23 protein-coding genes are annotated in these 24,331 nt (G+C 58.5%); 9 read left to right on the plus strand and 14 right to left on the minus strand.

Translation table 11 applies throughout. The features are described from left to right. Window positions 1-98: 98 nt before the first annotated feature. The 5 genes from KGB21_RS04425 to KGB21_RS04445 all read left to right on the plus strand — a co-directional run bounded on the left by KGB21_RS04425 (window position 99) and on the right by KGB21_RS04445 (window position 6,178). A complete protein-coding gene (locus KGB21_RS04425) occupies window positions 99-1,022 on the plus strand; it encodes a LysR family transcriptional regulator (protein WP_223503826.1) in 924 nt (307 codons plus the stop codon). Between the two features lie 171 nt (window positions 1,023-1,193). Next, on the plus strand, window positions 1,194-1,823 hold the full coding sequence (locus KGB21_RS04430; protein ID WP_223503828.1) for a glutathione S-transferase family protein: 630 nt from the start codon (window positions 1,194-1,196) through the stop codon (window positions 1,821-1,823). A gap of 208 nt (window positions 1,824-2,031) precedes the next feature. After that, window positions 2,032-2,952 (plus strand): LysR family transcriptional regulator, encoded by a 921-nt coding sequence (locus KGB21_RS04435; RefSeq protein ID WP_223503829.1) that lies wholly within the window; start codon window positions 2,032-2,034, stop codon window positions 2,950-2,952. Beyond that, entirely contained in the window at window positions 2,952-3,863 is a 912-nt protein-coding gene (locus KGB21_RS04440; RefSeq protein WP_223503831.1) for a LysR family transcriptional regulator, read from the plus strand. The genes KGB21_RS04435 and KGB21_RS04440 overlap by 1 nt, the downstream gene beginning before the upstream one ends. Window positions 3,864-4,105: 242 nt before the next feature. Further along, the gene (locus tag KGB21_RS04445; protein WP_223503833.1) at window positions 4,106-6,178 is read left to right on the plus strand and encodes a pyridoxamine 5'-phosphate oxidase family protein; all 2,073 of its coding nucleotides are present in this window, start codon (window positions 4,106-4,108) and stop codon (window positions 6,176-6,178) included. A 132-nt stretch (window positions 6,179-6,310) separates the two neighbouring features. Here the strand turns inward: KGB21_RS04445 and KGB21_RS04450 are convergent, their stop codons facing one another. Together KGB21_RS04450 and KGB21_RS04455 are read right to left on the minus strand one after the other, a co-directional pair. Further along, window positions 6,311-7,378 carry an alpha/beta fold hydrolase gene (locus KGB21_RS04450; protein ID WP_034150486.1) on the minus strand — a complete coding sequence of 356 codons (1,068 nt, stop codon included), beginning with the start codon at window positions 7,376-7,378 and terminating at the stop codon, window positions 6,311-6,313. Window positions 7,379-7,574: 196 nt separating this feature from the next. Then, a complete protein-coding gene (locus KGB21_RS04455; RefSeq protein ID WP_223503835.1) occupies window positions 7,575-8,786 on the minus strand; it encodes an MFS transporter in 1,212 nt (403 codons plus the stop codon). Between the two features lie 118 nt (window positions 8,787-8,904). On the opposite strand from KGB21_RS04455, the gene KGB21_RS04460 reads away from it, so the two are divergent. Then, window positions 8,905-9,678 (plus strand): AraC family transcriptional regulator, encoded by a 774-nt coding sequence (locus KGB21_RS04460; protein ID WP_223503954.1) that lies wholly within the window; start codon window positions 8,905-8,907, stop codon window positions 9,676-9,678. A 10-nt stretch (window positions 9,679-9,688) separates the two neighbouring features. Here the strand turns inward: KGB21_RS04460 and arsH are convergent, their stop codons facing one another. The 5 genes from arsH to KGB21_RS04485 form a co-directional block, all read right to left on the minus strand. Beyond that, entirely contained in the window at window positions 9,689-10,381 is a 693-nt protein-coding gene (gene arsH, locus KGB21_RS04465; RefSeq protein ID WP_034150488.1) for an arsenical resistance protein ArsH, read from the minus strand. An 11-nt stretch (window positions 10,382-10,392) separates the two neighbouring features. After that, a complete protein-coding gene (locus tag KGB21_RS04470) occupies window positions 10,393-10,863 on the minus strand; it encodes an arsenate reductase ArsC (RefSeq protein WP_223503837.1) in 471 nt (156 codons plus the stop codon). 25 nt (window positions 10,864-10,888) lie between these two features. After that, a complete protein-coding gene (locus KGB21_RS04475; protein ID WP_223503840.1) occupies window positions 10,889-12,172 on the minus strand; it encodes an arsenic transporter in 1,284 nt (427 codons plus the stop codon). 23 nt (window positions 12,173-12,195) lie between these two features. Then, window positions 12,196-12,543 (minus strand): metalloregulator ArsR/SmtB family transcription factor, encoded by a 348-nt coding sequence (locus KGB21_RS04480; RefSeq protein ID WP_223503842.1) that lies wholly within the window; start codon window positions 12,541-12,543, stop codon window positions 12,196-12,198. A 92-nt stretch (window positions 12,544-12,635) separates the two neighbouring features. Beyond that, the gene (locus KGB21_RS04485) at window positions 12,636-13,553 is read right to left on the minus strand and encodes a LysR substrate-binding domain-containing protein (RefSeq protein WP_223503843.1); all 918 of its coding nucleotides are present in this window, start codon (window positions 13,551-13,553) and stop codon (window positions 12,636-12,638) included. A 387-nt stretch (window positions 13,554-13,940) separates the two neighbouring features. Here KGB21_RS04485 and KGB21_RS04490 point away from each other — a divergent pair, with 387 nt between their 5' ends. Further along, window positions 13,941-15,146, plus strand: coding sequence for an epoxide hydrolase family protein (locus KGB21_RS04490; protein ID WP_223503845.1), 1,206 nt, complete (start codon window positions 13,941-13,943; stop codon window positions 15,144-15,146). Window positions 15,147-15,218: 72 nt separating this feature from the next. Here KGB21_RS04490 and KGB21_RS04495 read toward each other — a convergent pair whose 3' ends face one another. The 3 genes from KGB21_RS04495 to KGB21_RS04505 form a co-directional block, all read right to left on the minus strand. Beyond that, the gene (locus tag KGB21_RS04495) at window positions 15,219-16,514 is read right to left on the minus strand and encodes an OprD family porin (protein ID WP_223503847.1); all 1,296 of its coding nucleotides are present in this window, start codon (window positions 16,512-16,514) and stop codon (window positions 15,219-15,221) included. A 129-nt stretch (window positions 16,515-16,643) separates the two neighbouring features. Continuing rightward, window positions 16,644-17,099 carry a type II 3-dehydroquinate dehydratase gene (locus KGB21_RS04500; protein ID WP_034150495.1) on the minus strand — a complete coding sequence of 152 codons (456 nt, stop codon included), beginning with the start codon at window positions 17,097-17,099 and terminating at the stop codon, window positions 16,644-16,646. A gap of 15 nt (window positions 17,100-17,114) precedes the next feature. Next, window positions 17,115-18,470 (minus strand): MFS transporter, encoded by a 1,356-nt coding sequence (locus KGB21_RS04505; RefSeq protein ID WP_034150496.1) that lies wholly within the window; start codon window positions 18,468-18,470, stop codon window positions 17,115-17,117. 166 nt (window positions 18,471-18,636) lie between these two features. On the opposite strand from KGB21_RS04505, the gene KGB21_RS04510 reads away from it, so the two are divergent. Together KGB21_RS04510 and KGB21_RS04515 are read left to right on the plus strand one after the other, a co-directional pair. Next, window positions 18,637-19,521, plus strand: coding sequence for a LysR family transcriptional regulator (locus KGB21_RS04510; RefSeq protein WP_223503849.1), 885 nt, complete (start codon window positions 18,637-18,639; stop codon window positions 19,519-19,521). Between the two features lie 168 nt (window positions 19,522-19,689). Then, window positions 19,690-21,081, plus strand: coding sequence for an MFS transporter (locus KGB21_RS04515; RefSeq protein WP_223503851.1), 1,392 nt, complete (start codon window positions 19,690-19,692; stop codon window positions 21,079-21,081). A gap of 52 nt (window positions 21,082-21,133) precedes the next feature. Here KGB21_RS04515 and pcaG read toward each other — a convergent pair whose 3' ends face one another. From pcaG to KGB21_RS04535, 4 genes are all read right to left on the minus strand, one after another. After that, complete coding sequence (gene pcaG / locus KGB21_RS04520) at window positions 21,134-21,736, minus strand: protocatechuate 3,4-dioxygenase subunit alpha (RefSeq protein WP_223503853.1); 603 nt, start codon at window positions 21,734-21,736, stop codon at window positions 21,134-21,136. A gap of 11 nt (window positions 21,737-21,747) precedes the next feature. Next, window positions 21,748-22,467 carry a protocatechuate 3,4-dioxygenase subunit beta gene (gene pcaH, locus KGB21_RS04525; RefSeq protein ID WP_223503855.1) on the minus strand — a complete coding sequence of 240 codons (720 nt, stop codon included), beginning with the start codon at window positions 22,465-22,467 and terminating at the stop codon, window positions 21,748-21,750. 126 nt (window positions 22,468-22,593) lie between these two features. Continuing rightward, window positions 22,594-23,523 (minus strand): pca operon transcription factor PcaQ, encoded by a 930-nt coding sequence (gene pcaQ / locus KGB21_RS04530; RefSeq protein ID WP_223503857.1) that lies wholly within the window; start codon window positions 23,521-23,523, stop codon window positions 22,594-22,596. A 61-nt stretch (window positions 23,524-23,584) separates the two neighbouring features. Beyond that, window positions 23,585-24,256, minus strand: a complete 672-nt coding sequence (locus KGB21_RS04535; RefSeq protein WP_223503859.1) for a class I SAM-dependent methyltransferase — start codon at window positions 24,254-24,256, stop codon at window positions 23,585-23,587. Window positions 24,257-24,331 lie beyond the last annotated feature (75 nt).

Below are 24,331 nucleotides of genomic sequence, written 5' to 3' on the forward strand. Positions count from 1 at the left end.
TTGCGTCAAGGTCAGTTATTCGAGAAATTTACTTACGTTATTTTAGATATTCATCTGGCATTATGACTGCTGCATCGTTAACCAACGCGTGAGCACTTATGCGATACGACCTCAATCTCTTGCCGGTTTTCATTGCGCTCATGGAGGAACGCAGCGTCACCCGCGCCGCGCTACGTCTAGGCATCACACAGCCTGCGTTGTCGAACGCTTTGAATCGGCTACGCGATACGTTACGAGATCCTCTGTTTATCCGTGAACGTTACGGCATCAAACCGACCCAGTTCGCCGAAGAGATTGCGCCTGTGATTATCGAGACGCTCGGCAGGCTCGATGAAGTTCTGGTTGGCCGGCAGCACTTCGATCCGGCCACGGCTACCCGGCAGTTCAACGTTGCTGCCAACAGTTACGTCGAGATCGTGCTCATGCCGAGCATCATCGCCAAGCTTGGACATCTGGCGCCCGGGATCAAGATGTCCCTGACGCCATTCGGCAATGATCTGGTGGAAACGGGGGTGATCTCGGGAACGACTGACATGGTGCTGGGCCGCATCATCGATCCGCCCGACAATTTGATCCTTCAGCATTTGATGGACGATGGCCTGGCTTGCGTCGTGCGCATCGATCACCCGGACATCGAAGACAGCCTGTCGCGGGAGCAATACGAGCAGCTGCGTCATGTCAATGTTCAACCACCAGGACGACTCAGGGCCGGGGTGTTCCAGGCGCTTGAACGGCAGGGGCTGCGGCGCGAGCTGGCTATTTCCGTTACCCACTTTCTGGCGGTACCGGAAATCATCGCGGTCACCGATTACTGCGCGACGCTGCCTCGACTGATCTGCAACCAAATCGCCAAGGACCCTAGGCTGAAAGTGGTGCAGGCCCCCGTGGATCTTGGAACGTTTCCGGTGGAGATCGCCTGGCACGTGCGTTATCGAAATGATCCAGCCCACCAATGGTTTCGGCAGTTGCTGGTTGAAACAGCAGCGCAATTGACCGGTAAAGACCAAGATCAGCACGCGTGAACTCACCCTGCCGACACACGCATCCCCCCTGTAGGAGCTGGTTTCGCTGACTGTTCCACCAGATGAAATGCTGGATTGTAAAAGCTGGTAATACCGCTGTTCCGGACGGGAGTAGAAGATAGGCGATCGACGCGACTACCGGGTCGAACCGTCAAATAATCGGAGTACGTCATGTCCCAGCAAGCAATCAAACTTTATCGTCACCCGCTGTCCGGTCACTCACATCGGGTCGAATTGATGCTGTCCCTGCTTGGCCTGCCTACCGAACTGGTCTTTGTGGATCTGATGAAAGGCGCACACAAGACGCCTGAATTCCTCGCGCTCAACCGCTTTGGCCAAGTGCCGGTGATCGATGACAACGGCACCGTTCTGGCGGATTCGAACGGGATTCTGACTTACCTCGCTGCCAAATACGGCGATGGCCAATGGTTGCCGAGCGATCCGGAAGCACAAGCCAGCGTCCAGCGCTGGCTGTCGGTGGCCGCGGGCCAGATCAATTCGGGACCCGCCAGGGCTCGACTGATCACCGTATTCGGTGCCGGTTACAACGCTGAAGAGGCCATCAGTAACGCCCATGGCTTGCTCAAGGTCATGGAGCATGAGTTGGGAGATAGCCAGTTTCTCGCCGGCGACAAACCGACCATTGCCGATGTCGCGGCCTACACGTATGTGTCCCACGCCCCTGAGGGCAATGTTGCACTGACTGATTATCCTAACGTCCGTGCCTGGCTCGGTCGCATTGAAGCGTTGCCGCGTTTTGTCGGCATGCAACGTACCGCGACAGGCTTGCAAGAGGCCTGATTCGATCCGCTGGAGCTTGTTGTAATCACATTCGACAAGTTCCAGTCCTTCGGTTTTCCCCGCCGTTTTCTCCCGAATCGCATTCGCCTGTTCCGAAGTCGGTCGGGCGTGCGTGCGAAATTCGCAATAGCCAACAATACTGGCCAATGCTGCTGCGCGCGGAAGCGTTCAGGGGCTTCGCCATTTCTTCACCCAGAAAGGCTCGTCAATGGATCGATTTCAGGAAATGCAGATTTTCATGGCCGTCGCCGAGGAGGAGGGTTTTGCCGCCGCCGCCCGCCGCCTGAACATCTCGCCGCCAAGCGTGACGCGGGCCATTGCCGGGATGGAGGAGCGGATCGGCACCCAGTTACTGTCGCGTACCACCCGCAGCTTGCATCTGACCGAAGCCGGCCAACGTTATCTGGAAGATTGCCGGCGTATTCTCGGCGAAGTGGAGGAAGCGGAGGAGGCCGCCGCCGGCAGTTATTCGATCCCCTGCGGGCATTTGACGGTGACGGCGCCGGTGTTGTTTGGCGAGTTGTTCATTGCGCCGCTGCTGGCGGAATATCTGGATCGGTTTCCCTCCGTGCACGTCAATGCCTTGCTGGTCGACCGCGTGGTGAGCATGGCAGACGAAGGCATTGATGTGGCGATACGCATCGGTCATCTGCACGAGAACAGTCAGCACGCCGTCAAGGTAGGAGAAGTGCGTCAGGTGATATGCGCAGCCCCCGCTTATTTTGAGCGGTACGGCAGACCACAGCACCCTGGGGATTTGAGCGCGGCCAACATTGTCATGTCGTCCGCCAGCCACCTGCTGAGCGATTGGCAATTTGTAAAGGATGGCAATGCCTTGAGCTTGCGCGTTAACCCGCGCCTGGTAGTGACCGCGAATCAGGCGGCGATCAATATTGCTTGCCTGGGTTGGGGGATCACTCGGGTGTTGTCCTATCAGGTGGCAGGCCACGTCGCCGATGGCGGGTTGGAAGTGGTGCTGCAGGCCTTCGAACCTCCAGCGCTGCCTATTCAGGTGGTGTATCAAAAGAACCAACGAGTACCCGCCAAAGTGCGCACTTTCGTCGACTTCCTCGCAGAGCGATTGGCACAGGACACGGCGCTTAAACCAGCCGTCAAGAGCACGGCCTGATGGATCGTTTCCATGAGATGCAGATGTTCGTTGCGCTGTCGGAACGCCCCAGCCTTGCATCGGCAGCCCGTCGTCTCGGTGTGTCCGGCCCTACGGTGGTGCGTGCCATCGCCCGGCTGGAAGCGCGCCTGGGTGTTGCGCTTTTGCAGCGCAGCACGCGCGGGGTCGCGCTGACGCACGCGGGTGCTGCGTTTATGACGGATTGCTCGCGCATCCTCAAGGGCGTTGAAGAGGCGGAAGCTTCCGCCAAGGGTCTGCACGTCGAGGCTCAAGGAAACCTGAAGGTGCTGCTGCCGTTGCAGTTCAGCGGTGATGTGATGACGCCGTTGCTGGCCAGTTACATGGAGGCGTATCCCGAAGTCAGGGTATTCGCCCATTACCACGATCGTTTTCCAAACATGAACGAAGAGGGGCTGGACGTGGCAGTGCTGATCGGCCAATTGCCCAGCTCGTCATTGGTTGCACGGCCGGTTGGCCATGTACGCTCGATCGTTTGCAGCAGCCCCGAATATCTCGCCACTCACGGCGAGCCGAGCTTACCGACGGATCTCAAACATCATCGCCTGGTTGCCACACAAGCCTGGCGCGACAGTATTCAGTGGGACTTTCAAATGGAGGGTGAGCTGACCGCCATCAAGGCACCCGCGCGGGTCAGTTGTGCAACGGTCCAGGCGGCCATTGACGCTACTGCCCACGGCGCCGGGCTGACCCGTTGTTCGAGTTATCCGTTGTACGACTATCTGAACAGCGGACGATTGCGTCGGGTCCTGCAACCGTTTGAGTTGCCGGCGCTACCGGTGCAGGTGGTGTACCGCGAAGGACGCAAGGCTTCGATGCGGGTACGCAGTTTTGTTGACCATGTCGTTAACGGCCTGCGCGAGCATCCGGCCATGCGACCGGATGCCAGTTGAGCCAATGCAACGCGTGCTCGATCAGGGCGTGGCAGTGCTCCAGGCATCATCAAACAGGCTCCGACAGTCGACGGCATTTCAGCGAGTGAAACAGTGGATTGTGTTTTTTGGTAGTTCTCTCCCGTGCCGTTAAAGGGGAGCATCTGCTTTCGCAATATATTGATGGTTACGCCGCAGAATCCGACGCCACAACGATGAGTCGGCGAGTGAAGTGCACCTGTTTACGACGCCTAGAGGTGATCATGAATCAGACGGACGAGACCGGCACATCGCCTTGGCATGCGGGCGAGCGGCAATTGCAGGAAACCATCGGCGTTGCCGATCGCATGGAAATAAACGGGCGCCGGGTCGTGCGCGACTACATGCCCGACCAGCATCGATTGTTTTACAGCCAACTGCCTTATCTGGTGTTGGGCGCCGTCGATGAACGAGGCACGCCCTGGGCGACCCTGATAGAAGGCCCGCCCGGTTTTGCCCATTCCCCCGATCCGCGAATATTGCAACTCGATCGTCTGCCCGCCGAAGGTGATCCGGTCACGCCCGCGCTGACAGAAGGGGCTGCCGTAGGCATTCTCGGCATCGATCTGAAGACCCGCAGGCGCAATCGCATGAACGGCAACATCAGCCGCGCTTTCCCTGGCGGTTGCGCGGTTTCGGTGGTGCACAGTTTCGGCAACTGTCCGCAATATATCCAGCTGCGCAGCGTGGAGCCCGTCAGCCTCGGGCACGCTTCGGCAGCCACTCAGGCCGAGCATCTCGACCAACTCGATCAGGCCGCCAAGGCGACGATCAGCAAGGTCGACACCTTCTTTATCGCCAGTTACCTGGACCTGGATGGAGATCCCGCGCAACGCGCAGTGGACGTCTCGCACCGGGGCGGCAATTCAGGTTTCGTCAGGATTGAAGGCAACGTGCTGAAGATTCCAGACTTCGCCGGCAACCTGCATTTCAATACCCTGGGTAATTTGTTGCTCAATCCCCGGGCGGGATTGTTGTTCGTCGATTTCGAATCAGGTGATGTGCTTCAGGTCGCCGGCCGCACCGAGATCATTCTCGACGGCCCCGAGATCGCTGCATTTCAGGGCGCAGAACGGCTCTGGACGTTGACGGTGGATCAGGTGATTCGACGTCCCGCGACGTTGGCGTTGCGATGGCAGTTTGAAGGCTTCTCGCCCAACAGTCTGATGACGGGTAGCTGGGAACAGGCCGATGGCCGCTTGCAGGCCGACGCCTTGCGCGACCAATGGCGACAGTTGCGGGTGACCCGCATTGTTGATGAAAGCAGCACGATTCGCTCGTTTTACCTGGAACCCGACGATGGCGCCGGTTTGCCGCGCTTCGAGGCAGGGCAACACTTGCCAGTGCGCATTTGCGTCGCTGAAGGGGAGGCTCCGCTGGTCAGGACCTACAGTGTGTCGAGCGCACCGTCCGACAGTTTTTTTCGCATCAGCGTCAAGCGTGACGGGCTCGTTTCGGCGCATTTGCATCGGCGTATTCAAGTCGGGGATTTGATTGAGGCGCGTACTCCTCAGGGACGCTTCACGGTGCAGGCCGATGAGCGTCGACCGCTGGTGCTGTTGGCCGCCGGTGTTGGCGTAACACCCTTGCTCTCGATGTTGCGCGAAGTGATTTATGAAGGAGAACGCATCCGCCGGACGCGCCCTACCTGGTTCATTCAGAGCGCACGCAGTTTGGCCGAACTGGGGTTTCGAGATGAGCTGTACGAACTGGCGACCCGCGCCAAAGACAAAATTCGTGCGTTACGCTTGCTGAGCCAACCCGAGGAACACGCCAGCGAAGGTGAAGACTTCGAGTTGGCCGGACGCATCGACATCGCACTGCTCAAGTCGTTGCTGCCGCTGGACGATTACGACTTTTACCTGTGTGGTCCCGGGCCATTTACCCAAGCGCTATACGACAGCCTGCGTGCGTTGCGCATTGGCGATGATCGCATTCATGCGGAAACCTTCGGCCCTTCGACGCTGGTACGCCAGCGCGACCAACTGACGCCTGCGGTGGAGCAGGTGCCGGCGGCCAGCAGCCCGGTCAAAGTGTTGTTCGCCGCATCATCCAAAGAGGCGCGTTGGGAACCGGGCGCCGGGAGTTTGCTGGAGCTGGCTGAAAGCCGTGGCCTGAACCCGGACTTCAGTTGTCGCGGTGGATCGTGCGGCACCTGCCGTACCCGGCTGGTCAGTGGGCAAGTGCATTATCTGAACCTGCCCGCGGAAATGCCGGCAGAAGGGGAAGTGCTGATTTGTTGTGCGGTGCCTGCGCAAACCAAGGAGGGCGATGCGCCCTTGGTGCTTGAGTTGTGAGTTGGATGAAGACACCAGCGGCGAGGTGCGCACGGGATCGTTCACCGAAGCTGAACCGCAATAAGCGCACAAAAAAACGGCTCGTTGGTTAAACGAGCCGTCTGTGTGAACGCGCTTATCGCGGGACGCTACTCAAAGGTGATCGGCATCAATCACCGCTTTGGCAAACGCCTGCGGATCTTCCTGCGGCAGGTTGTGGCCGATGCCGCCGTTGATCAACCGGAACTCGTACTTGCCGGTAAAGCGTTTGGCGTAATCCTCCGGGTTCGGGTGCGGTGCGCCATTGGCATCGCCTTCAAGGGTGATGGTCGGCACGCTGATCGAAGGCGCCGTCGCGAGTTTCTGCTCCAGCGCCTCGTATCGGGATTCGCCTTGCACCAGGCCCAGACGCCAGCGGTAGTTGAACACGGTGATGTCCACATGGTCGGGGTTTTCCAGGGCCTTGGCGCTGCGGTCGAACGTAGCGTCATCGAAGGCCCATTTCGGCGAGGCCAGTTGCCAGATCAACTTGGCGAAGTCGTGGGTGTTTTTCTCGTACCCGGCGCGACCACGGTCGGTGGCGAAGTAAAACTGATACCACCACTGCAATTCAGCTTTCGGTGGCAGCGGGTTCTTGCCAGCCGCCTGATTACCGATCAAATAGCCGCTGACCGAGACCAGCGCCTTGACCCGTTCCGGCCACAGCGCCGAGACGATATCGGCGGAACGCGCGCCCCAATCGTAGCCACCCAGCACAGCTTGTTTGATCTTCAGCGCATCCATGAAGTCGATGACGTCGCTGGCCAGCGCGGCGGGTTGACCATTACGCACGGTTTTCTCGGACAGGAAATGCGTGTCGCCATAGCCGCGTGCATAGGGCATCAGCACGCGATAACCCTTGGCCGCCAGCAACGGTGCGACTTCGTCATAGCTGTGAATGTCGTACGGCCAGCCGTGCAGAAGAATCACCACCGGGCCATCGGCCGGGCCTGTTTCGGCGTACGCCACGTCAAGCAGGCCGGCGTTGACATGCTTGAGCGGGCCGAACGGAGAGGGCGCCGAATAGGAGACACCGGCATTGGTCGCGGCTGGCTGCGCGGCTGCGGTCGATTGAGCGTGGGCCGCACCGATCACGCCGAACAGGGTGAGCGCGAGGAGTGAAGAACCGACCAGACCGCGGCGAGTTTTGCCGGTGTTGTCCTTGTGCATTGCCATCTTCATGGGGATGTCTCCGTTGCATGTCATGGGTCAGGGGCTCTGGTTGATCCCCTTCAAACCTTGCCTGCATTTGAACGCGGGGACGTATCTGGCGTGTGTCGAATTGCACGGCCAGACGCAAGCCGATGTATCGGGGTGTCGCCCAGATACACTGTGATACACAGAGTCATTCTGCGCCTCTCGTGTCTTGAACAGAGCTTCACACCCCTTTGGTAGACGGCAGCAAGATTGTCAGTATCCCCAGCAGCGGAAGGTAGGAGCAGAGGTTGTACACGTACTCGATGCCGTGAATATCCGCCAGATGCCCGAGCAAGGCGGCGCCAATGCCGCCAAAGCCGAACATCAGACCGAAGAACACGCCGGCGATCATGCCGACGTTGCCCGGCACCAGTTCCTGGGCGAAAACCACGATGGCGGAGAACGCCGACGCCAGAACAAAACCGATGACCATGCTCAGCACACCCGTCCAGAACAGATCGACGTAGGGCAACGCCAAGGTGAAAGGTGCTGCGCCGAGGATGGAGAACCAGATCACCTTCTTGCGACCGATCTTGTCACCGATAGGGCCGCCAAAGAACGTGCCTGCGGCGACAGAGCCAAGAAACAGAAACAGGTACAGCTGAGAACTGGCGACCGACAGGTCAAACTTCTCAATCAAATAGAAGGTGAAGTAGCTGGTGAAGCTGGTCATGTAGAAGTATTTGGAGAAGACCAACAGTGCCAGCACCACCAGCGCAAAGGTCACTCGCCGGTTGGAGAGACCATGGGTGGCCTTGCTGCCCTGCTTGAGCTTGAACAGGTTCAGGTGTTGGCGATACCAACGGCTGAGACCGAACAGAACCAGGATGGCGAATGCCGCAAACAGACCGAACCAGGCGACGTTGCCTTGGCCGTAAGGAATGATGATCGCTGCCGCCAGCAACGGGCCAAAGGCACTACCGGCGTTGCCACCGACCTGGAACGTCGACTGTGCGAGGCCGTAGCGACCACCCGATGCCAGGCGGGCAACCCGGGAAGTTTCCGGGTGAAAGGTCGAGGAACCAATGCCGACCAGCGCCGAGGCCACGAGGATCGCCGGGAAGGAACCGACGAAGGCCAGCATTAAAATGCCAATCAGCGTACACACCATGCCCGCTGGCAGCAGCCACGGTTTGGGGTGACGGTCCGTGTGATAACCGATCCATGGTTGTAGCAGCGAGGCGGTGAGCTGGAAGGTCAGCGTGATCAGTCCAACCTGGGTGAACGTCAGACCGTAGTTGGCCTTGAGCATCGGGTAAATCGACGGCAGGACGGCCTGGATCAGGTCGTTGATCAGGTGCGCCAGAGCGCAAGCGCCGATCACGCGCATGACCAAGGGGCTGGCCTGGCTGGCAACTGAAGCGCTTGCTGAAGCGGTAGTGCTGGTGGACATCGCAGATCATCCGGACGGGTGAAAAAAGGGCTGGGCATGAGTACAGGTGGCTATGCTAGATTTCAGAAAATTGCCTGTCTCGCGCGATCCGGGCGACAACTATCGTAAAAAGGGAATCATCATCAAACCGTTGGAAGAATTTCTGCTCGAGATGGACGAAGTGGCCTGGGCGGTGTGCAGCAGCGCTACCGACTACCCGGAAAACTGGTTCATCGAGCCTCACTCCCATGCCAAACATCAGTTGATCTACGCGATTGAGGGTGTGATGGTCGTGCATTCGGGGCTGAACCAGTGGACTGTTCCGCCCAGCCGCGGGATTTGGATGCCCAGCGGCCACGTGCACTCGATTCGCTGTGTTGGTGCGTTGAAGATGCGCAGCGTTTTCGTGCGCCCGGACCAGTTTCCGCAGCTCCCGGGCGAAACCCGGGCGGTGAGCATTTCGGCGCTGCTAAGCGAGCTGATCAAGACCTCAGTGACCATCGCCGCGCCGATCGATGCCGATACCCGTGAAGCCAGGATTCTGCGCTTGATCGTCGACGAACTGACCCTCTTGCCGACCTTGCCTCTGCACCTGCCGCAACCGGCTGATCCGCGTATCGGCGCGATTTGTTCAACCCTGCAAACCGATCCGGGTGACGGTTCAACGCTGGCGGACTGGAGCGCCCGGCTGAACCTTGATGAGAAGACCATCCAGCGCCTGTTCCACAAGGAAACAGGCATGACGTTCGGCCAGTGGCGTCAACAAGCCCGGCTGCTGTTGGCGCTGGAGCGCATCGCAGTAGGGGAGAAAATCATCGATGTTGCCGGAGCCTTGGGTTACGACAGCCCCAGCGCGTTCACGACCATGTTCAAAAAGCAGTTCGGGAAGACGCCCAGTCATTTTTTCAAGTGATCACTGTCCTTCAAATCGACCCTTGATTGACACGCTTGGTCAGCTCTTCAGCCGACTCCTTGCGTTCCGAATAACGGTCCACCAGATCCGGGCGATCGCGCAGCAACAGCGTGAACTTCACCAGCTCCTCCATGACGTCCACAACACGGTCGTATAGCGAAGAGGGTTTCATGCGATTGCCTTCGTCAAACTCCAGAAAGGCTTTCGGCACGGAAGATTGATTGGGGATGGTGAACATCCGCATCCAGCGTCCCAGAACACGCAGCTGATTCACCACGTTAAAGGATTGCGAGCCGCCGCTGACCTGCATGACGGCGAGCGTCTTGCCTTGTGTCGGACGGACCGCGCCCAACGCCAGTGGTACCCAGTCAATCTGGGCCTTGAATACGGCAGACATCGAGCCGTGACGCTCGGGTGAACACCAGACCTGGCCCTCGGACCATTGCATCAGCTCCAGCAGTTCCTGGACTTTCGGGTGATCGCCGGGGGCGTCATCGGGAAGTGGCAGGCCTGATGGATTGAAGATCCGTGTCTCGGCACCGAAGTGTTCGAGCAATCGGGCCGCTTCTTCGACCAGCAGTCGACTGAAGGAGCGTGCGCGGGTCGACCCGTACAGCAACAGGATGCGTGGCTTGTGTTGGCTGTCGTCAGTGGCGATGGGCTGAGTCAGCGAGGTGTCGAGATTGGGCAATGGGGTGGTCATGGGGGCTCCCGTTATAGCGTGCCGATGCGGTCGAGTTCGCGCTTCAGTGCATCACGATCAAGTTGGCTGAAGGGCAGGGCGAGGAAGGCCCGGCAGCGTGTTTCGATGCGCGCCAGGGTTGCTTGAAAGGCTGCGGCGACGACTGCCTCATCTCCCTTCACCTCGGATGGATCCTCCAATCCCCAGTGGGCTTTCAAAGCCGGACCGAAGTACACCGGGCATGCTTCGCCTGCGGCCTTGTCGCAGACAGTGATGACAATGTCCGGCGGGTTGGCTTCGAAGGCTTCGTTGCCTTTGCTGCTTAAACCGTCAATTGCAATCCCGGCCTCCTGCAGCGTCGTCAGGCTGCGCGGCAGCACCTGGCCTTTGGGGAAGCTGCCAGCGCTGATCGCCTGGAAGCCTTGCGGTGCGAGATGGTTGAACATCGCTTCGGACAGAATGCTGCGACAGCTATTGGCGGTACACATGAACAGGACGCGCATGGCGACTCCTCTTTCCAGGCAGGTGCTAGAGGCCAAGGCGCAAGGCCAGGGCAGACAAGGTGATGAATAAAATGGGCAGGGTCAGAATCACACCCACCTTGAAGTAGTAACCCCAAGTGATGCGGATGCCCTTGCGCTGCAGAACGTGCAGCCAGAGCAGAGTTGCCAGGCTGCCGATGGGCGTGATTTTCGGGCCGAGATCAGAGCCGATGACGTTGGCGTAGATCATGGCCTCGCGCACCACGCCGGTGGCGTCACTCGCATGAATCGACAGCGCGCCCACCAACACGGTCGGCATGTTGTTCATGGCGGATGACAGCAGGGCCGTGAGGAAGCCAGTGCCCAATGCCGCGCCCCAGATGCCGTAGTCGGCGAAATGGTTGAGGATCTCCGTCAGGTAGGTGGTCAGGCCCGCGTTTTTCAGCCCGTAAACCACCAGGTACATGCCCAACGAGAAAGTCACGACCTGCCAGGGTGCTTCGCGCAGTACGCGCCGGGTTGAAATCACATGGCCCCGTGCCGCAACGGCGAACAGCAACGCGGCGCAGAACGCGGAAATGGCACTGATCGGAACGCCCATCGGCTCCAGTGCAAACAACCCGACCAGCAACAACACCAGGACAATCCAGCCGACGCGAAAGGTCAGCCGGTCGCGCACGGCATGTCGCGGATCTTGCAGGTCGTCCAGTGAATAACGCTCCGGGATGTCGCGGCGGAAAAACCAGTACAGCATCGCCAGCGTCGCGCCCACGGCAACGAAGTTGACCGGCACCATGATGGAGGCGTACTCGTTGAAGCCCAGGTTGAAGTAATCCGCCGAAACGATGTTGACCAGATTTGACACCACCAGCGGCAGGCTGGCGGTGTCGGCGATAAAACCTGCGGCCATGACAAACGCCAGGGTCGACGCAGGAGAAAAACGCAGGGCGAGCAAAATGGAAATAACGATGGGCGTCAGAATCAGCGCCGCGCCGTCGTTGGCGAACAGCGCGGAGACTGCGGCCCCCAGCAGAACGGTAAAGGCGAACAGTCGACGGCCATTGCCCTTGGCCCAGCGGGCGACGTGCAATGCGGCCCATTGAAAGAACCCGGCCTCGTCGAGCAGCAGGCTAATGATGATCAGCGCAATGAACGTTGCGGTGGCGTTCCAGACGATGTTCCACACCAGTGGAATATCGTTGAGCGACACGACACCGGTGATCAGTGCCAAAACGGCGCCCAAGGTGGCGCTCCAACCAACGCCCAGGCCTTTGGGCTGCCAGATGACCAACACGATGGTGAACAGGAAAATCGCGAACGCTATAAGCATAAAAAATCTCGGCGGGCGTAGGGTCAGCAGCAGGTGGCGGTGTTGAGAGGGCGGTCGCCCATCGCATGAAGTCGAGCCGTGTTGGCCTCAAGCCAGGCGCTGTTGGCGGCCAACGTGGTGTCAAGAACGGTGCGTACCCACTCTGGCAACTCAGGGTTGATCCGGTAGTAAACCCACTGACCCTGGCGACGATCGAGAAGCAGGCCGCATGCCCGGAGCTGGGCAAGGTGGCGGGAGATTTTCGGCTGGCTGTCCTCCAGCGCGCAGACCAGCTCGCAAACGCACAACTCGCCCTCGCGGGTGATCAGCAAGGTCGCCCGAGTGCGGGTTTCGTCGGATAGGCATTTGAATACGGCGGCGGGATTCAACACGGTGGTGTCTTCGATACATATGGATATCCGAATATACGGTTTTCCATATGTGATGAGCAAGGCAAAATATTAGCGCTGAAGATTTGGGGGATTTATCCCTTGGCTCGGTGACGCAAGCGCGAGTAGGAAATCAGCATGCTGGTCAGTTCTTGTGTCACTTGAGTGAACGGTGCCACTCGACGGCTAATCAGGCACACCTCACTCGTCTCCAACGATTCCTGAATCGGAATGTTGATAAGCGATGAGGAAAACAGTTTCATGCCTTGAAGCCTGCTCGGCTCGACGGTCAGGTAATCCGTCTCGGAAATGATCTGCAGAATTTCCAGCATCGACTCGGTGGTGACCACGATATTTGGCGGCGGCAAGCCTTGGGCTTTGAACAGATCGATCAGATGATTCTCTGCGCTACCTGCCACCCCGGCCGGCCGGACACTGATCCACTGGCAATCGGCCAAATCACTCAGTGAACGAGCATCCGCCAAGGGATGCCCCTTGCGCGCAATCACGCTGGTTTTCGAGCGGTAAAGCCGCTCGATGTGCAAGTCGATATCACAGACATTGGGACTCAACGGACCCATCACGAAGTCGAGCCGGCCAGCGCGAATCATCTCGATCAGCCTCTTCGTCTGTCCACCGGCGACATGCAGTTTTACGTTAGGAAATCGGCGGGTAAAACTGCTGAAGACCGGCATCAGGCACGCAGCCAAGGGTTCCGCTGTGACACCCAGTGCGATCTGACCTTCGGGCATGCCATCGCACTGCCGAACGTCTTGCACAGCACGATCGCAATCCAGAACGATCGAGCGTGCCCGGGTCAGGAAAACCTTGCCCGCCAGGGTCAGGCTGATGCCTTGACTGGAGCGCACCAGCAAGGTGACCCCCAGTTCTCTTTCCAGACTTTTAATCGACTCTGTCAACGTACTTTGGGCAGCGTCCAGTGCGCGTGCCGCCGAGCGAAAACTGCCCTTGTCGACCACCGAGCAGAAGGCCCGGAGCTGAATCAGCTTCATGAAACACAGTCGCTGGAACTGATGATCCAGTTGTTGCCGTTGTGCCCGTGAGCGGTGTGTTGAGCCGCGTTAAACGCTAGGTGGTGGGTTGCGATACTCAAGGGCTGAATCTCCAAAGGGTTTAATTCGTAGCGCAATCGACTAGATCGTATGCGATGTATAAATAGTCAACGAAATAGCACCTTGATGTCAAAGCCAATGTTTCGCCTCAGCGACCAGCGGTCGGCGCAGTTTGGCGGGCGGAAAAGCCGAAGGTGATCGGTTTTTCCGTTCTATTCGGCGCCGTAAATGCCCTTATAAAATCAATCTCGTCAGCTAGTTACAGACCTTTGTTCTAGCTGAATCTCGAAAGAATAATTACTCGGTTTTTCAATCAGGACTGACGCTATGCCTATTACTCCAAATAAAACAAATAGTGTTTCTTCTGAAATACGTCCCTTTCATTTCAGCGCCAAAGAGGCAGAACTTTCCGAGTTGCGCAGACGCATTGAAGCAACCCGATGGCCGGACAAAGAAACAGTCAATGATTCATCTCAAGGCGTACAACTGGCGACCATCCAGAAACTGGCCAATCACTGGGCGACTAAATACGACTGGCGAATCATCGAGTCGAAAATAAACGCCGTTCCAAACTTCATCACCCATATTGATGGTCTGGATATCCATTTCATGCATATCCGCTCCAGACACGAAAATGCTTTGCCACTGCTGATGGCGCACGGCTGGCCTGGTTCGGTCATCGAGTTGATGAAAGTCATCGGGCCACTCACCGATCCAACGGCGCACGGTGGCAATGCTGCCGACGCGTTCAGCCTGGTGATTCCATCGATGCCGGGTTACGGCTTCTCGCAGAAACCGACCGAGGCCGGTTGGAATCCCGATCGTATCGCCGATGCCTACATCGAATTGATGAAGCGACTCGGATACACCCGGTATGGGGCACAAGGGGGTGATTGGGGGGCTATCGTCGTCGATTTGATGGCGGTAAAAGCACCACCTGGCCTGATCGGTATTCATTCGAACATGCCGGGGGTTATCCCGCCTGAAATCGATGCAGCGTTGTTTTGCGGCGAGCCGATACCCAGTGGGCTCTCCGAGGAAGAGACGCAGGCGGCGGTTCAACTCGCCAACACCTACAAGCACATCGGCTACGCCATCATGATGGGGGATCGACCTCAGTCGCTGACAGGCCTCACTGATTCACCGATTGGGTTGGCGGCGTTCATGCTGGATCACGATCCCAAAAGCTACGAGATGATTGCGCGTTCCATTGACGGACAACCGGAAGGCCTCACGCCGGATGACGTCCTCGACAACATCACGCTGTTCTGGCTGACCAACACGGCCGTTTCTTCGGGGCGGCTGTATTGGGAGAACAAGTCGACATTCTTCGCGGTGAAGGGCGTCAACATTCCGGTGGCGGTGAGCGTGTTTCCCGATGAGCTGTACGCAGCGCCGAAAAGCTGGTCGGAGAGGGCGTATCCAAAACTGGTGCACTACAACAGATTGCCCAAAGGCGGGCACTTTGCGGCGTGGGAGCAGCCGAAGTTGTTCTCGCAGGAAGTTCGCGCCGGGTTCAAGTCGTTGAGGTAAGTGACAAGGCTATAGATCAGCAAGCTGCGTTCATCCTGTTTCGTTGCAGATGAACGCAGCCTGCTTACCGCTTTACAGCAACGAAATCGGGTAGCTGATGAATAGACGATTTTCGTCAAATTCATTGGTGCTGAAGTTTTTACGGATACTGGAGTTTCGCCATTTAACGGTCAGGTTTTTCAAGGCGCCGGACTGAACGACATAGGCCAGTTCCGATTCGCGGCCCCATTCCTTGCCGTCGGTGATAGCCCCGGTGTGCACGTTGTCGCCACTGATGTAGCGGTTCATCATCGTCAGGCCCGGAACACCCAGTCCGACGAAGTTATAGTCATGGCGAACCTGCCAGGAACGTTCCTGTGCGTTGTCGTAGCTGGAGTTGTAGCTGTCGTTCGCCAGGGTGCCGCCACTGGCGCCGTTGACCCGCATCCACGCGGTATCGCCGGTGAGCTTTTGCAGGCCGACATAAAACGTGTTGCCACCCAGTTTTGCCGAGAACAAACCAAAAGCGGTCTTGTTGTCCATGTCGCCGGCCAGGCTGGCGCCGTTTTCCTTGCCGGTGAAAAAGCCCATGTTGGCGCCGAGTGTCCAGTCGCCCACGGGTTGGCTGTGGCTCAGGCTGAAATATTGTTGCTGATAGATATCCTCGAGTTCGTCGTACCAGACACCCACCGTCGTGCGCTTTTCGTTGAAGGTGTATTCACCGCCGCCGAAATTGAATCGGTCGGACGTGAACGCCGCTTTGCCGTTCATGGACATGTCTTCCATGCTGGCGTCGTTGCGCGGGCTGTTCTGCCGGAATTGACCGCCATATAACGTCAACCCGCCGATCTCCTGGGAGGTAATCTGCGCGCCTTGGAAGGTCTGCGGCAGCGAGCGACCGTCATCCGAACGGAGGATCGGCAGGGTACTGACCCATTCGCCGACTTTCAGCACTGTCTTTGAAACCTTGGCTTTGGCGGCAACGCCCAGGCGTCCGAAATTGTCAGCAGGCTCGCCATCACCATGGACAGGCAACAGTTGCGTGCCGGCTGTACCTTTGCCCCCATCAAGCTTCTGCGAGTAAAGCCCCAGCACATCAACCCCGAAACCTACCGGCCCTTGGGTGTAACCGGAGCGGGTATCGAGGATGAAGTTTTGCGTCCATTCCTCAGCCTTGTTCTGCGGCGCGGCAGCATTCGGGTAGGCGGGATTGACGAAGTTACGATTGATGTAGGCGTTGCGCAGATTGAGCGTAGAGGTCGCGCCGTCGATAAAACCGGCGTTTTCATCGGCATGAGCGACAGTTGCCGAGGCGGCACTGAGTGCCAGGGTCAGGCCGATTAATTTGTAATGTGCGGGTACGTTACGGCGAAAAACAGAGTGATGCATGTTGGCTTTCTCGCATTCAATTATTATTTTTCTGGCGGTTTTTTGCAGCCGGCGACTGAATTTCAGCCGCAGGCGGCCCTGGCAACAATCTGCCGAGGGACCGCCGTGTAAGCGTCTTGCGAAGAGGTGTTACTGGTTGGCTACCTGACGACGCAGCAAGTCATCAATGGCCCGGATGGCGAGGGGATAACCGTCGGCACCCATGCCGCAGATCACTGCATTGACCACGCCCGACATGATCGAGTGGCGATGCAGTTCGTCCCGTGCATGGATGTTCGACAGGTGCAGCTCAATCAGCGGCGCGTCGAGTAACTTCAGCGCATCCAGGACCGGAATCGAATGGAACGAGAGGCCGGCCGGGTTGATGATCACTGCTGCGCCTTGCTCGAAGGCCTCTTGAATCCAGTCGACCATCACGCCTTCGTGGTTGGTCTGGCGAAAATCACATACCAGGTCAAGTTCCTCGGCCAGCCGTTCACTGCGTTGCCGGATTTGTTCGAGCGTGGTGTGGCCGTAAATGTGTGGCTCACGACGACCCAGCAGGTTCAAGTTAGGGCCGTTGAGGATGAAGACGGTGCGGTTCATGGTCGTCCTGCTGCGTTATTTGGAAAGAATGGCTTGAGCGCGAGTGTCGACCGCGTCATCTTTGGCATCGGCGTTCAGGTCGACGCCACGGGTTTCCGGGCCGATGACGATCATGGCCAGCGAGATCAGGTTGATCACCGCGCACAGCGTCACCAGGGGCCATGGCGAGTTGTTCGACTGGCTCATCAGGTAGACCGCGATCATCGGCATTGGGCCGCCGATCACCAGGTTGGCGCCGGTGTAGGCCAGTGCCGAGCCCGAGTAACGGACCTGGGTCGGGAAGGCTTCGGCGAAGGCCACAGGCTGGATGCCGCTCTGGAACTGGGTGAAGCCCAGGAACAACCCCATGATTGCCATGATGGCCGGGACGTTCAGCGTGTTGAGGATCGGGAAGTAGACGAACAGGATCAGCAAGGTCATGCACGACCCAAATGCCAGCGCCTTTTTACGGCCCCAACGATCGGACAGATAACCACCGGCCAGCGCACCGAAAATCGCGCACATGTTGGCCACCATCAGCGACATGAAGCCTGTCGACTGGCTGAAGCCCAGGTGCTTGGTGAGGTAGCTGAGGGAGAAAATCACGATCAGATAGAACAGCGCAGCGGGCGAGCAGAAGAACAACATCAGTCGCAGAATGGTTTTGTAGTGGCTGCCCACGGCGGATTTGAGCGGGCTCTTTTCCTGCTTGACCGGGTTCTTTTTCAAGGCAACGAAGGCTGGGGTTTCATCGACTTTCAGGCGGATGAAGATCGCGACTACCACCAGCACGAAGCTCATGAGGAAAGGAATTCGCCAGCCATAGCTTTCGAATTGCTCGCTTGAGAGCGTTGCTGCCAGGCCCATTAACACGCCGTTGGCCAATATCTGACTGAGCGGTGAGCACAAGCCGAGCATGCCGGAATAACGCCCGCGGCGATCAGGGGAGGCGTGTTCCAATGCCATCAGTTGGGCGCCGGTGGACTCACCGCCCAACGCGAAGCCTTGAATGACCCGCAGCAGAACCAAAAGGATCGGTGCCCAGACGCCAATCTGACCATAAGTTGGCAACAGACCCATCAGCACCGACGCCAGTCCCATCATGGTCACAGTGGCCAGCATCAGGTTGCGGCGACCGAGTTTGTCACCCAGGTAGCCACAGGTAATCGCACCCAATGGGCGTGCGGCGAGGCCGACACCGAAGGTTGCCAGCGAGGCGAGCAGGCCGGCTGTCGGCTCCATCGCCGGGAAAAACAGCTTGGGCAGAATGGTTGCGGAAATCGCGCCATACAGCGTGAAGTCAAACCACTCCAGGGCAGTGCCAATGGTCGCGGCGGTCACCGCTTTGCGAGGCATGCGCAAATCATGAGTCTCGTGACTGGTTGTGCTCATAAAGGTGCTCGTCATTGTTTTTATGGTGTTGGGATACCCATCCGATTCCGCTTGGACAATGCAGCTGGCAGGAATCGTCGAAGTGAGTAGACGTTAGCGCATACTGCTTGCAAAATAATTATCGAAATCACGATAAATAGATAAGCCAGCCTTATGGGTAGCAATTATGGAACTGCGTCACCTGAAAGCCTTCGTGGTCGCCGCCGACCTGCAGCACTTCAGCCGGGCGGCTGAACAACTGGGTATTGCGCAACCGGCGCTGAGCCAATTGATGCGCACGCTTGAGGCTGAATTGGGGCTCGCCTTGTTCCGCCGGGAAAACCGCGGAGTGGCGTTGACCGCTGCCGGCGAAGCGTTCCTGCCCCATGCGCGGCAGTCTATCGACTCCAGCGAACTGGCGATTGCTGCCGCGCGGCGTGCCCGACGCGGTGAAGTCGGCGAGATCAACATCGGTTATCACTCGGCGCTGTTCGAGGCCAACCTGCCGCAACTGCTGCGGCATTACTTCAGCACGTTTCCCGAAGTCAAAGTATCGCTGGTGGACGCGGGTATTCGCGCGCAGTTCGACATGTTGCTCGACCACAAGCTCGACCTGGCCTTTGCCCGGGTGTTCAAGGATCACCTGCCGGACCGTTTGCGCACCCATCATTTCAGCCAGTCCAGGCTCGTGCTGCTGGTCCCGGACAACCATGAACTGGCGGACAGTTTTACTGGCGAACTGGCGACACTGCGGCATGAGAAGTTCGTGTTTTTGCAGGACAGCGCCGGCATCGGTTTGACTTCGCACACACTGCAGGCGTGCCGGCAAAACCAGCTGCACCCCGAGAACATCATGTACGTGCCGTCGCTGATGAGCATTCCGGGGCTGGTGGCCGCCGGCATCGGCCTGAGCATCGTGCCGGAAACGATGACTCGCCTGACCATGCCGGGCATACGCATTGTGCCGCTGACGCAACCGGAAATGGTCAGTGAACTGTCGCTGATTTCACGGATAGACGAGCGGTCCAGTGCAGTGCTGCACTTTATCGAAGAGGCTCATGGCTGGGGCTGACCTTTTCCACCAACCTGTGGCGAGGGAGCTTGCTCCCGCTGGACTGCGCAGCAGGCCCGTTCTTTGGGTGCTGAGGGGGCCGCTTCGCGACCCAGCGGGAGCAAGCTCCCTCGCCACAGAGACCGCGTTAAACTAACGATTCATTTCGCAGCCAACCATGGATGACTGATGTCTCAACGCCGCTCGACAATGATTGCCCTGTTGGTCGCCGTCACGTTCTTCATGGAGAACCTCGATGCCACGGTGATTGCCACCGCGCTGCCGGACATGGCCAGGACCTTTGGTGTGCCGGCGGTGGATGTGAACATCGGGATGAGCGTGTACATGCTCGCGGTGGCAGTGTTCATCCCCATCAGTGGCTGGTTGGCGGATCGCTTCGGCTCACGCCTGATATTCAGTTCGGCAATCGTGCTGTTCAGCCTGTCTTCGTTGATGTGCGGATTGAGTGACAGTCTTGAAACCTTTGTCGCCGCGCGCGTGCTGCAAGGCATCAGCGGCGCGATGATGGTGCCGGTGGGGCGCTTGGCAGTGCTGCGCACGACCGAGAAAAAAGACCTCGTACGGGCGATATCCTTCATTACCTGGCCCGGTCTGGTCGCTCCGGTACTCGGCCCTCCCTTGGGTGGTTTCATCGTCACTCACGCGTCCTGGCCGTGGATTTTCTACCTCAATCTGCCGTTGGGTGTGCTGGCGCTGATTGCCGCGTTCGTCTTGATTCCCAAGCAAGATCACGTCATTGCCCGGACATTCGATTTCAGCGGTTTTCTATTGGCCGGCAGCGCCAGTGCGGCGTTGCTGTTCGGCCTGGAGATGCTGGGGCAAGGGCAGGCCAATTGGCTGCCGGCGTTGTTACTCAGTGGTGCCGGCGTGGTGCTCGGTTTGCTGTCTTGGCGACATTTGCGTCGGCATGCGCAACCGCTGTTGGCATTGGGTGTTTTGAGCATTCGCACCTTCAGCGTCTGCCTCTGCGGCGGGTCGATTTTTCGGATCGCCATCAGCACCTTGCCGTTTCTCCTGCCGCTGATGTTTCAACTGGCCTTCGGGCTTTCTGCGCTGGATGCGGGGCTGCTGGTGCTCGCAGTGTTTGCGGGCAATCTGGCCATGAAACCGTTCACCACGGCGGTGATGCAACGCTGGGGTTTTCGCCCGGTGTTGATGATCAACGGCGCCCTCGGCGTACTGGCGATAGCGGCGTGCGCCTTGCTGGATGAGCAGATGAGTTGGGCGCTGATTCTGTTCATTCTGTTTGTCGGCGGCTTGTCGCGATCGATGCAGTTCACCGCGTTCAATACGCTGGGCTTTGCCGATGTGCCCAAGGAGCAGATGAGCGATGCCTCGACCTTGTTCAGTATGTTTTTCCAGCTGAGCATGGCGATGGGGGTTGCCGTGGGCGCGTTGCTTCTGCGTCTTGCGATGAGCATCCACGGCAATGCCGGGCACGCCGAGACGGCCGACTTTCAGTTGACGTTCCTGTGTGTGGCGGTGATTGCGGGGATCGCCTTGCTGGACAATCTGCGATTGCCACCGAAGGCGGGGGAGGCGGTGTTGCAACGGGCCTAAAAGCGGCGAAAGCGGTGTTGAGCGCGAGCCTCTCAACACCGTGCCGGCGTCATCAGAAATCGAAGAACACGGTCTCCGATTCACCTTGAACATGAATGTCGAAACGGTACGCCAACTTGCCATCAACCGTGCAGCGCTTGGCAATCAGCGATTCGCGCCGATGGGGTTGTTCGATCAGATTCAAGACCGGATCCACCGCATTCGCTTCAGGTTCATCGTCAAAGTACACGCGGGTCTGCAAGTGAATGTTGATACCCCGGGCAAACAGCGACACGTTGATATGCGCGGCCATGGGTACGCCCGAGGCGTTTTTCACCACGCCGGGTTTCACGGTTTTGATTGTCCATTCACCGACATCTGTCGTGGCGGTACGGCCAAAACAGTTGAAGGGTTTTTCCAGGTTGTAAGCGCTGTCGTAGACGCCTTCGTGATTCGCCTGCCAGCACTCCAGAAACGCGTCACGAATCAAGTGGCCATTGCCGTCGTACACATGGCCGAGCAATAAAATGTGCTCACCCGGTGCGCCGGGTTTAGCCATTTCATTCCAGATTTCCTGCTCACGAGGCGCGTTGCCGGCAGCCTCCAGCGCCAGTCCGATATGGACATAAGGGCCGGCGGTTTGCGATGGGGTTTCAGGCAGCAGTTGAACGGGCATAGCGTGCCTCCTCAGCAGTTTTCGAAGTGGGTCTTGCGCTGGCCACGCAAGACGATATCAAAGCGATAAGCCAGGCAATCCATCGGATTGGCCATGCTCATATCAAGCCTGGCGATCAAGCTCTGCACCGCATCCGGATTGGCGATCGACTTGACGATCGGGCACATGGGGATGAGTGGGTCACCTTCGAAATACAGCTGCGTAATCAAGCGCGTGGCAATCGACGGGCCACTGATCGAGACGTGGATATGCGCCGGCCGCCAATCGTTGGGGCCGTTGCGCCATGGGTAGGGGCCGGGTTTGACGGTGCGGAAACTGTAGTTGCCATCACGGTCGGTCAACGCACGGCCAACGCCGCCGAAATTCGGGTCAAGCGGGGCCAGGTAGCTGTCTTTTTTATGCCGATAGCGACCACCGGCATTGGCCTGCCACATTTCCACCAGGGTGTGGGGGATCGGCTTGCCGTACTGATCACACACTCGCCCGGCGACGATGATGCGTTCGCCGATGGGTAGGCCACCGTGATTGAAATTCAACAGCAGATCGTTATCGTGCCGGCCCATTTGCAGATGGGAAAAGTCCGGGCCGCTGGTTTCGGATACAGATTGGGGAATGCTCACCAGTGCTTGGCGCGGGGATCGCAGGATCGACGTCTTGTAGTCGGGTGTCAGGGCTTTGGGATGCCAATTACGGTCACGAATGACGAAGCGGCTGTCGTGCGCATCAGACATGTCGTTTTTCCTATTGTTATGTTGGGACGGAGGCGGGCACTGCGCGGGCAGCGACTCGTAACCCAGTTTCCTCTTGCGCGACCCAACGCAAAATTGAAAAAACCGACCTTATCCATATCCAGATGGTTATGGATATTGGCCTTCACGATATTCTTCCCCGACCTCACGCAGTGCCTCTACGCACCACTGCGCCGCCGTCGTCACCGGCAAAGCAGGGTTTGTACATAGCCCTACGGAGCCGCCGGGTTCACGCATTCCCAGATCCAGTTCCACCAACTCGCCTTGGCGCAAGTCTTGTCGGACGGCATCAAGTGGCGCAACCCAGATAGCCTGACTGCTTTGCACGTAGCGCCGACTCAGGGCGACCGACAGGGTTTCCAAGCGCTGTCGCGATGGCGTAATCCCGTGCTGCACGAACAGGCTGTCGGCGAATTTGCGGATCGTCGTTCCCGCCGACGGTAATACCAGCGGATAGTCTTCGAGGTTCTTTTGCCCCAGCGGATCAGCGAGCACCGGATGGCCGCTGCGTACCACCAGGGTCATGGATTCGCTGTAGAGGTGTTCGAACGCCAGCCCGAGAATCAACGGGCTATCGGTCATTCTGCCGACCACCAGATCCAGTTCTCCGACACGCAGTCGGGACAGCAAATAAGCGCTGGGTCCAGTCACAACACTGACCACCAGCGCGGGATGTCGCGCGTGTAAGCGGCAGACCACTTCAGGTACCAACAGGCTTTCGACGGTGGACAGCACGCCGAGCTGCACGGTAATGGGCTCATGCACACCCGAGCGCAAATTGTTGACCCCGTCGCGCAGCGATTGCACGCTCGGCCCGGCATAGCGCAAAAAGGCCACCCCGGCCTCGGTCAGCGTCGAGCCTTTTTTACCCCGCTCAAACAGGGTGGTTTCCAGCAGGGATTCCAGTTCCTTCAGGGTCTTGGAAAGCGCCGGTTGGCTGATTGCCAACTTGTCGCAGGCGCGAGCCAGGCTGCCCTGGCGCGCGACCTCGAGAAAACACAGCAGATGGCGGAATTTGATTCGGGTATCGATGTTCAATCGTGGGCTCTGCTTTTGTGGTTGAAACAGGTTCCGGCCGGGCGACACACCTTGCCCGGATTCATCGATCGAACTCGGCCACCAACAGCAACGACTGCGGCACAGGGCTCTGCGGATGCTGCGGCTCTTGCAGGCTGGTCAGTCGAAAACCGGCCATGTCCAGCGCATTGAGCCAACTGGACAGCGTGCGAAAGTACCAAGGCATAGGTTGCCACAGTCCCTTGAACCCGGCGAAGGTCTCCTCCCGCCAACCGTCCTGATAGTCGCCCGCCGCCGCGGTCCATGGGTGCAGCGTCTGGATGATCAGCGCGCCACCGGGCGCGAGCAGCGCGTTCATGGCGGCGAGCAGAGGGATGATGTCCTGGTGCAGCAAGGCGAAGTTCGCACAAATCAGATTGTATTCGCTGCCGATGTCAACCTTTGCCTCCACCAACTCGTCATAGCTCGCCAAATACACCGGAGAAGCGCCCGCCGCTCGCGCCGCCTCGACCAGCGTCGCGTCGCCATCCACCCCGACTGCCTCGATGGTTCGTGCAGCCAATGCACGCAACAACCAGCCCTCGCCACAACCGAGATCGAGCACGCGCTCGGGCTGGCGACCGAGTATCGCCAGCAGGATCGCCTGGTCGGTGACCTGGTGACGGCTTTCAATGGCGCCGGTGCGTACCGCATCGATCCAGGATTGGGCGTTGTGGTGCCAGCTTTGGAGGAGGGTAGTTTCGGTGGCGGGCATTTTAGTGTCCGGAATGGTGAGCTTGGATGAAAGGATAGGTAACCCTTTAACAGTTATTTCCTCAAAAAAACCTGA

This window comes from Pseudomonas sp. GL-RE-29, from assembly GCF_019947275.1.
GTDB classification, from domain to species: Bacteria; Pseudomonadota; Gammaproteobacteria; order Pseudomonadales; family Pseudomonadaceae; genus Aquipseudomonas; species Aquipseudomonas fluorescens_A.

Excerpts from the sequence above, each read along its gene's own strand:
- KGB21_RS04425 (WP_223503826.1), top strand. The coding sequence starts at position 99 with ATGCGATACGACCTCAATCTCTTGCCGGTTTTCATTGCGCTCATGGAG.
- KGB21_RS04430 (WP_223503828.1), top strand. The coding sequence starts at position 1,194 with ATGTCCCAGCAAGCAATCAAACTTTATCGTCACCCGCTGTCCGGTCAC.
- KGB21_RS04435 (WP_223503829.1), top strand. The coding sequence starts at position 2,032 with ATGGATCGATTTCAGGAAATGCAGATTTTCATGGCCGTCGCCGAGGAG.
- KGB21_RS04440 (WP_223503831.1), top strand. The coding sequence starts at position 2,952 with ATGGATCGTTTCCATGAGATGCAGATGTTCGTTGCGCTGTCGGAACGC.
- KGB21_RS04445 (WP_223503833.1), top strand. The coding sequence starts at position 4,106 with ATGAATCAGACGGACGAGACCGGCACATCGCCTTGGCATGCGGGCGAG.
- KGB21_RS04450 (WP_034150486.1), bottom strand. The coding sequence starts at position 7,378 with ATGAAGATGGCAATGCACAAGGACAACACCGGCAAAACTCGCCGCGGT.
- KGB21_RS04455 (WP_223503835.1), bottom strand. The coding sequence starts at position 8,786 with ATGTCCACCAGCACTACCGCTTCAGCAAGCGCTTCAGTTGCCAGCCAG.
- arsH (WP_034150488.1), bottom strand. The coding sequence starts at position 10,381 with ATGACCACCCCATTGCCCAATCTCGACACCTCGCTGACTCAGCCCATC.
- KGB21_RS04470 (WP_223503837.1), bottom strand. The coding sequence starts at position 10,863 with ATGCGCGTCCTGTTCATGTGTACCGCCAATAGCTGTCGCAGCATTCTG.
- KGB21_RS04475 (WP_223503840.1), bottom strand. The coding sequence starts at position 12,172 with ATGCTTATAGCGTTCGCGATTTTCCTGTTCACCATCGTGTTGGTCATC.
- KGB21_RS04485 (WP_223503843.1), bottom strand. The coding sequence starts at position 13,553 with ATGAAGCTGATTCAGCTCCGGGCCTTCTGCTCGGTGGTCGACAAGGGC.
- KGB21_RS04490 (WP_223503845.1), top strand. The coding sequence starts at position 13,941 with ATGCCTATTACTCCAAATAAAACAAATAGTGTTTCTTCTGAAATACGT.
- KGB21_RS04495 (WP_223503847.1), bottom strand. The coding sequence starts at position 16,514 with ATGCATCACTCTGTTTTTCGCCGTAACGTACCCGCACATTACAAATTA.
- KGB21_RS04500 (WP_034150495.1), bottom strand. The coding sequence starts at position 17,099 with ATGAACCGCACCGTCTTCATCCTCAACGGCCCTAACTTGAACCTGCTG.
- KGB21_RS04505 (WP_034150496.1), bottom strand. The coding sequence starts at position 18,470 with ATGAGCACAACCAGTCACGAGACTCATGATTTGCGCATGCCTCGCAAA.
- KGB21_RS04510 (WP_223503849.1), top strand. The coding sequence starts at position 18,637 with ATGGAACTGCGTCACCTGAAAGCCTTCGTGGTCGCCGCCGACCTGCAG.
- KGB21_RS04515 (WP_223503851.1), top strand. The coding sequence starts at position 19,690 with ATGTCTCAACGCCGCTCGACAATGATTGCCCTGTTGGTCGCCGTCACG.
- pcaG (WP_223503853.1), bottom strand. The coding sequence starts at position 21,736 with ATGCCCGTTCAACTGCTGCCTGAAACCCCATCGCAAACCGCCGGCCCT.
- pcaH (WP_223503855.1), bottom strand. The coding sequence starts at position 22,467 with ATGTCTGATGCGCACGACAGCCGCTTCGTCATTCGTGACCGTAATTGG.
- KGB21_RS04535 (WP_223503859.1), bottom strand. The coding sequence starts at position 24,256 with ATGCCCGCCACCGAAACTACCCTCCTCCAAAGCTGGCACCACAACGCC.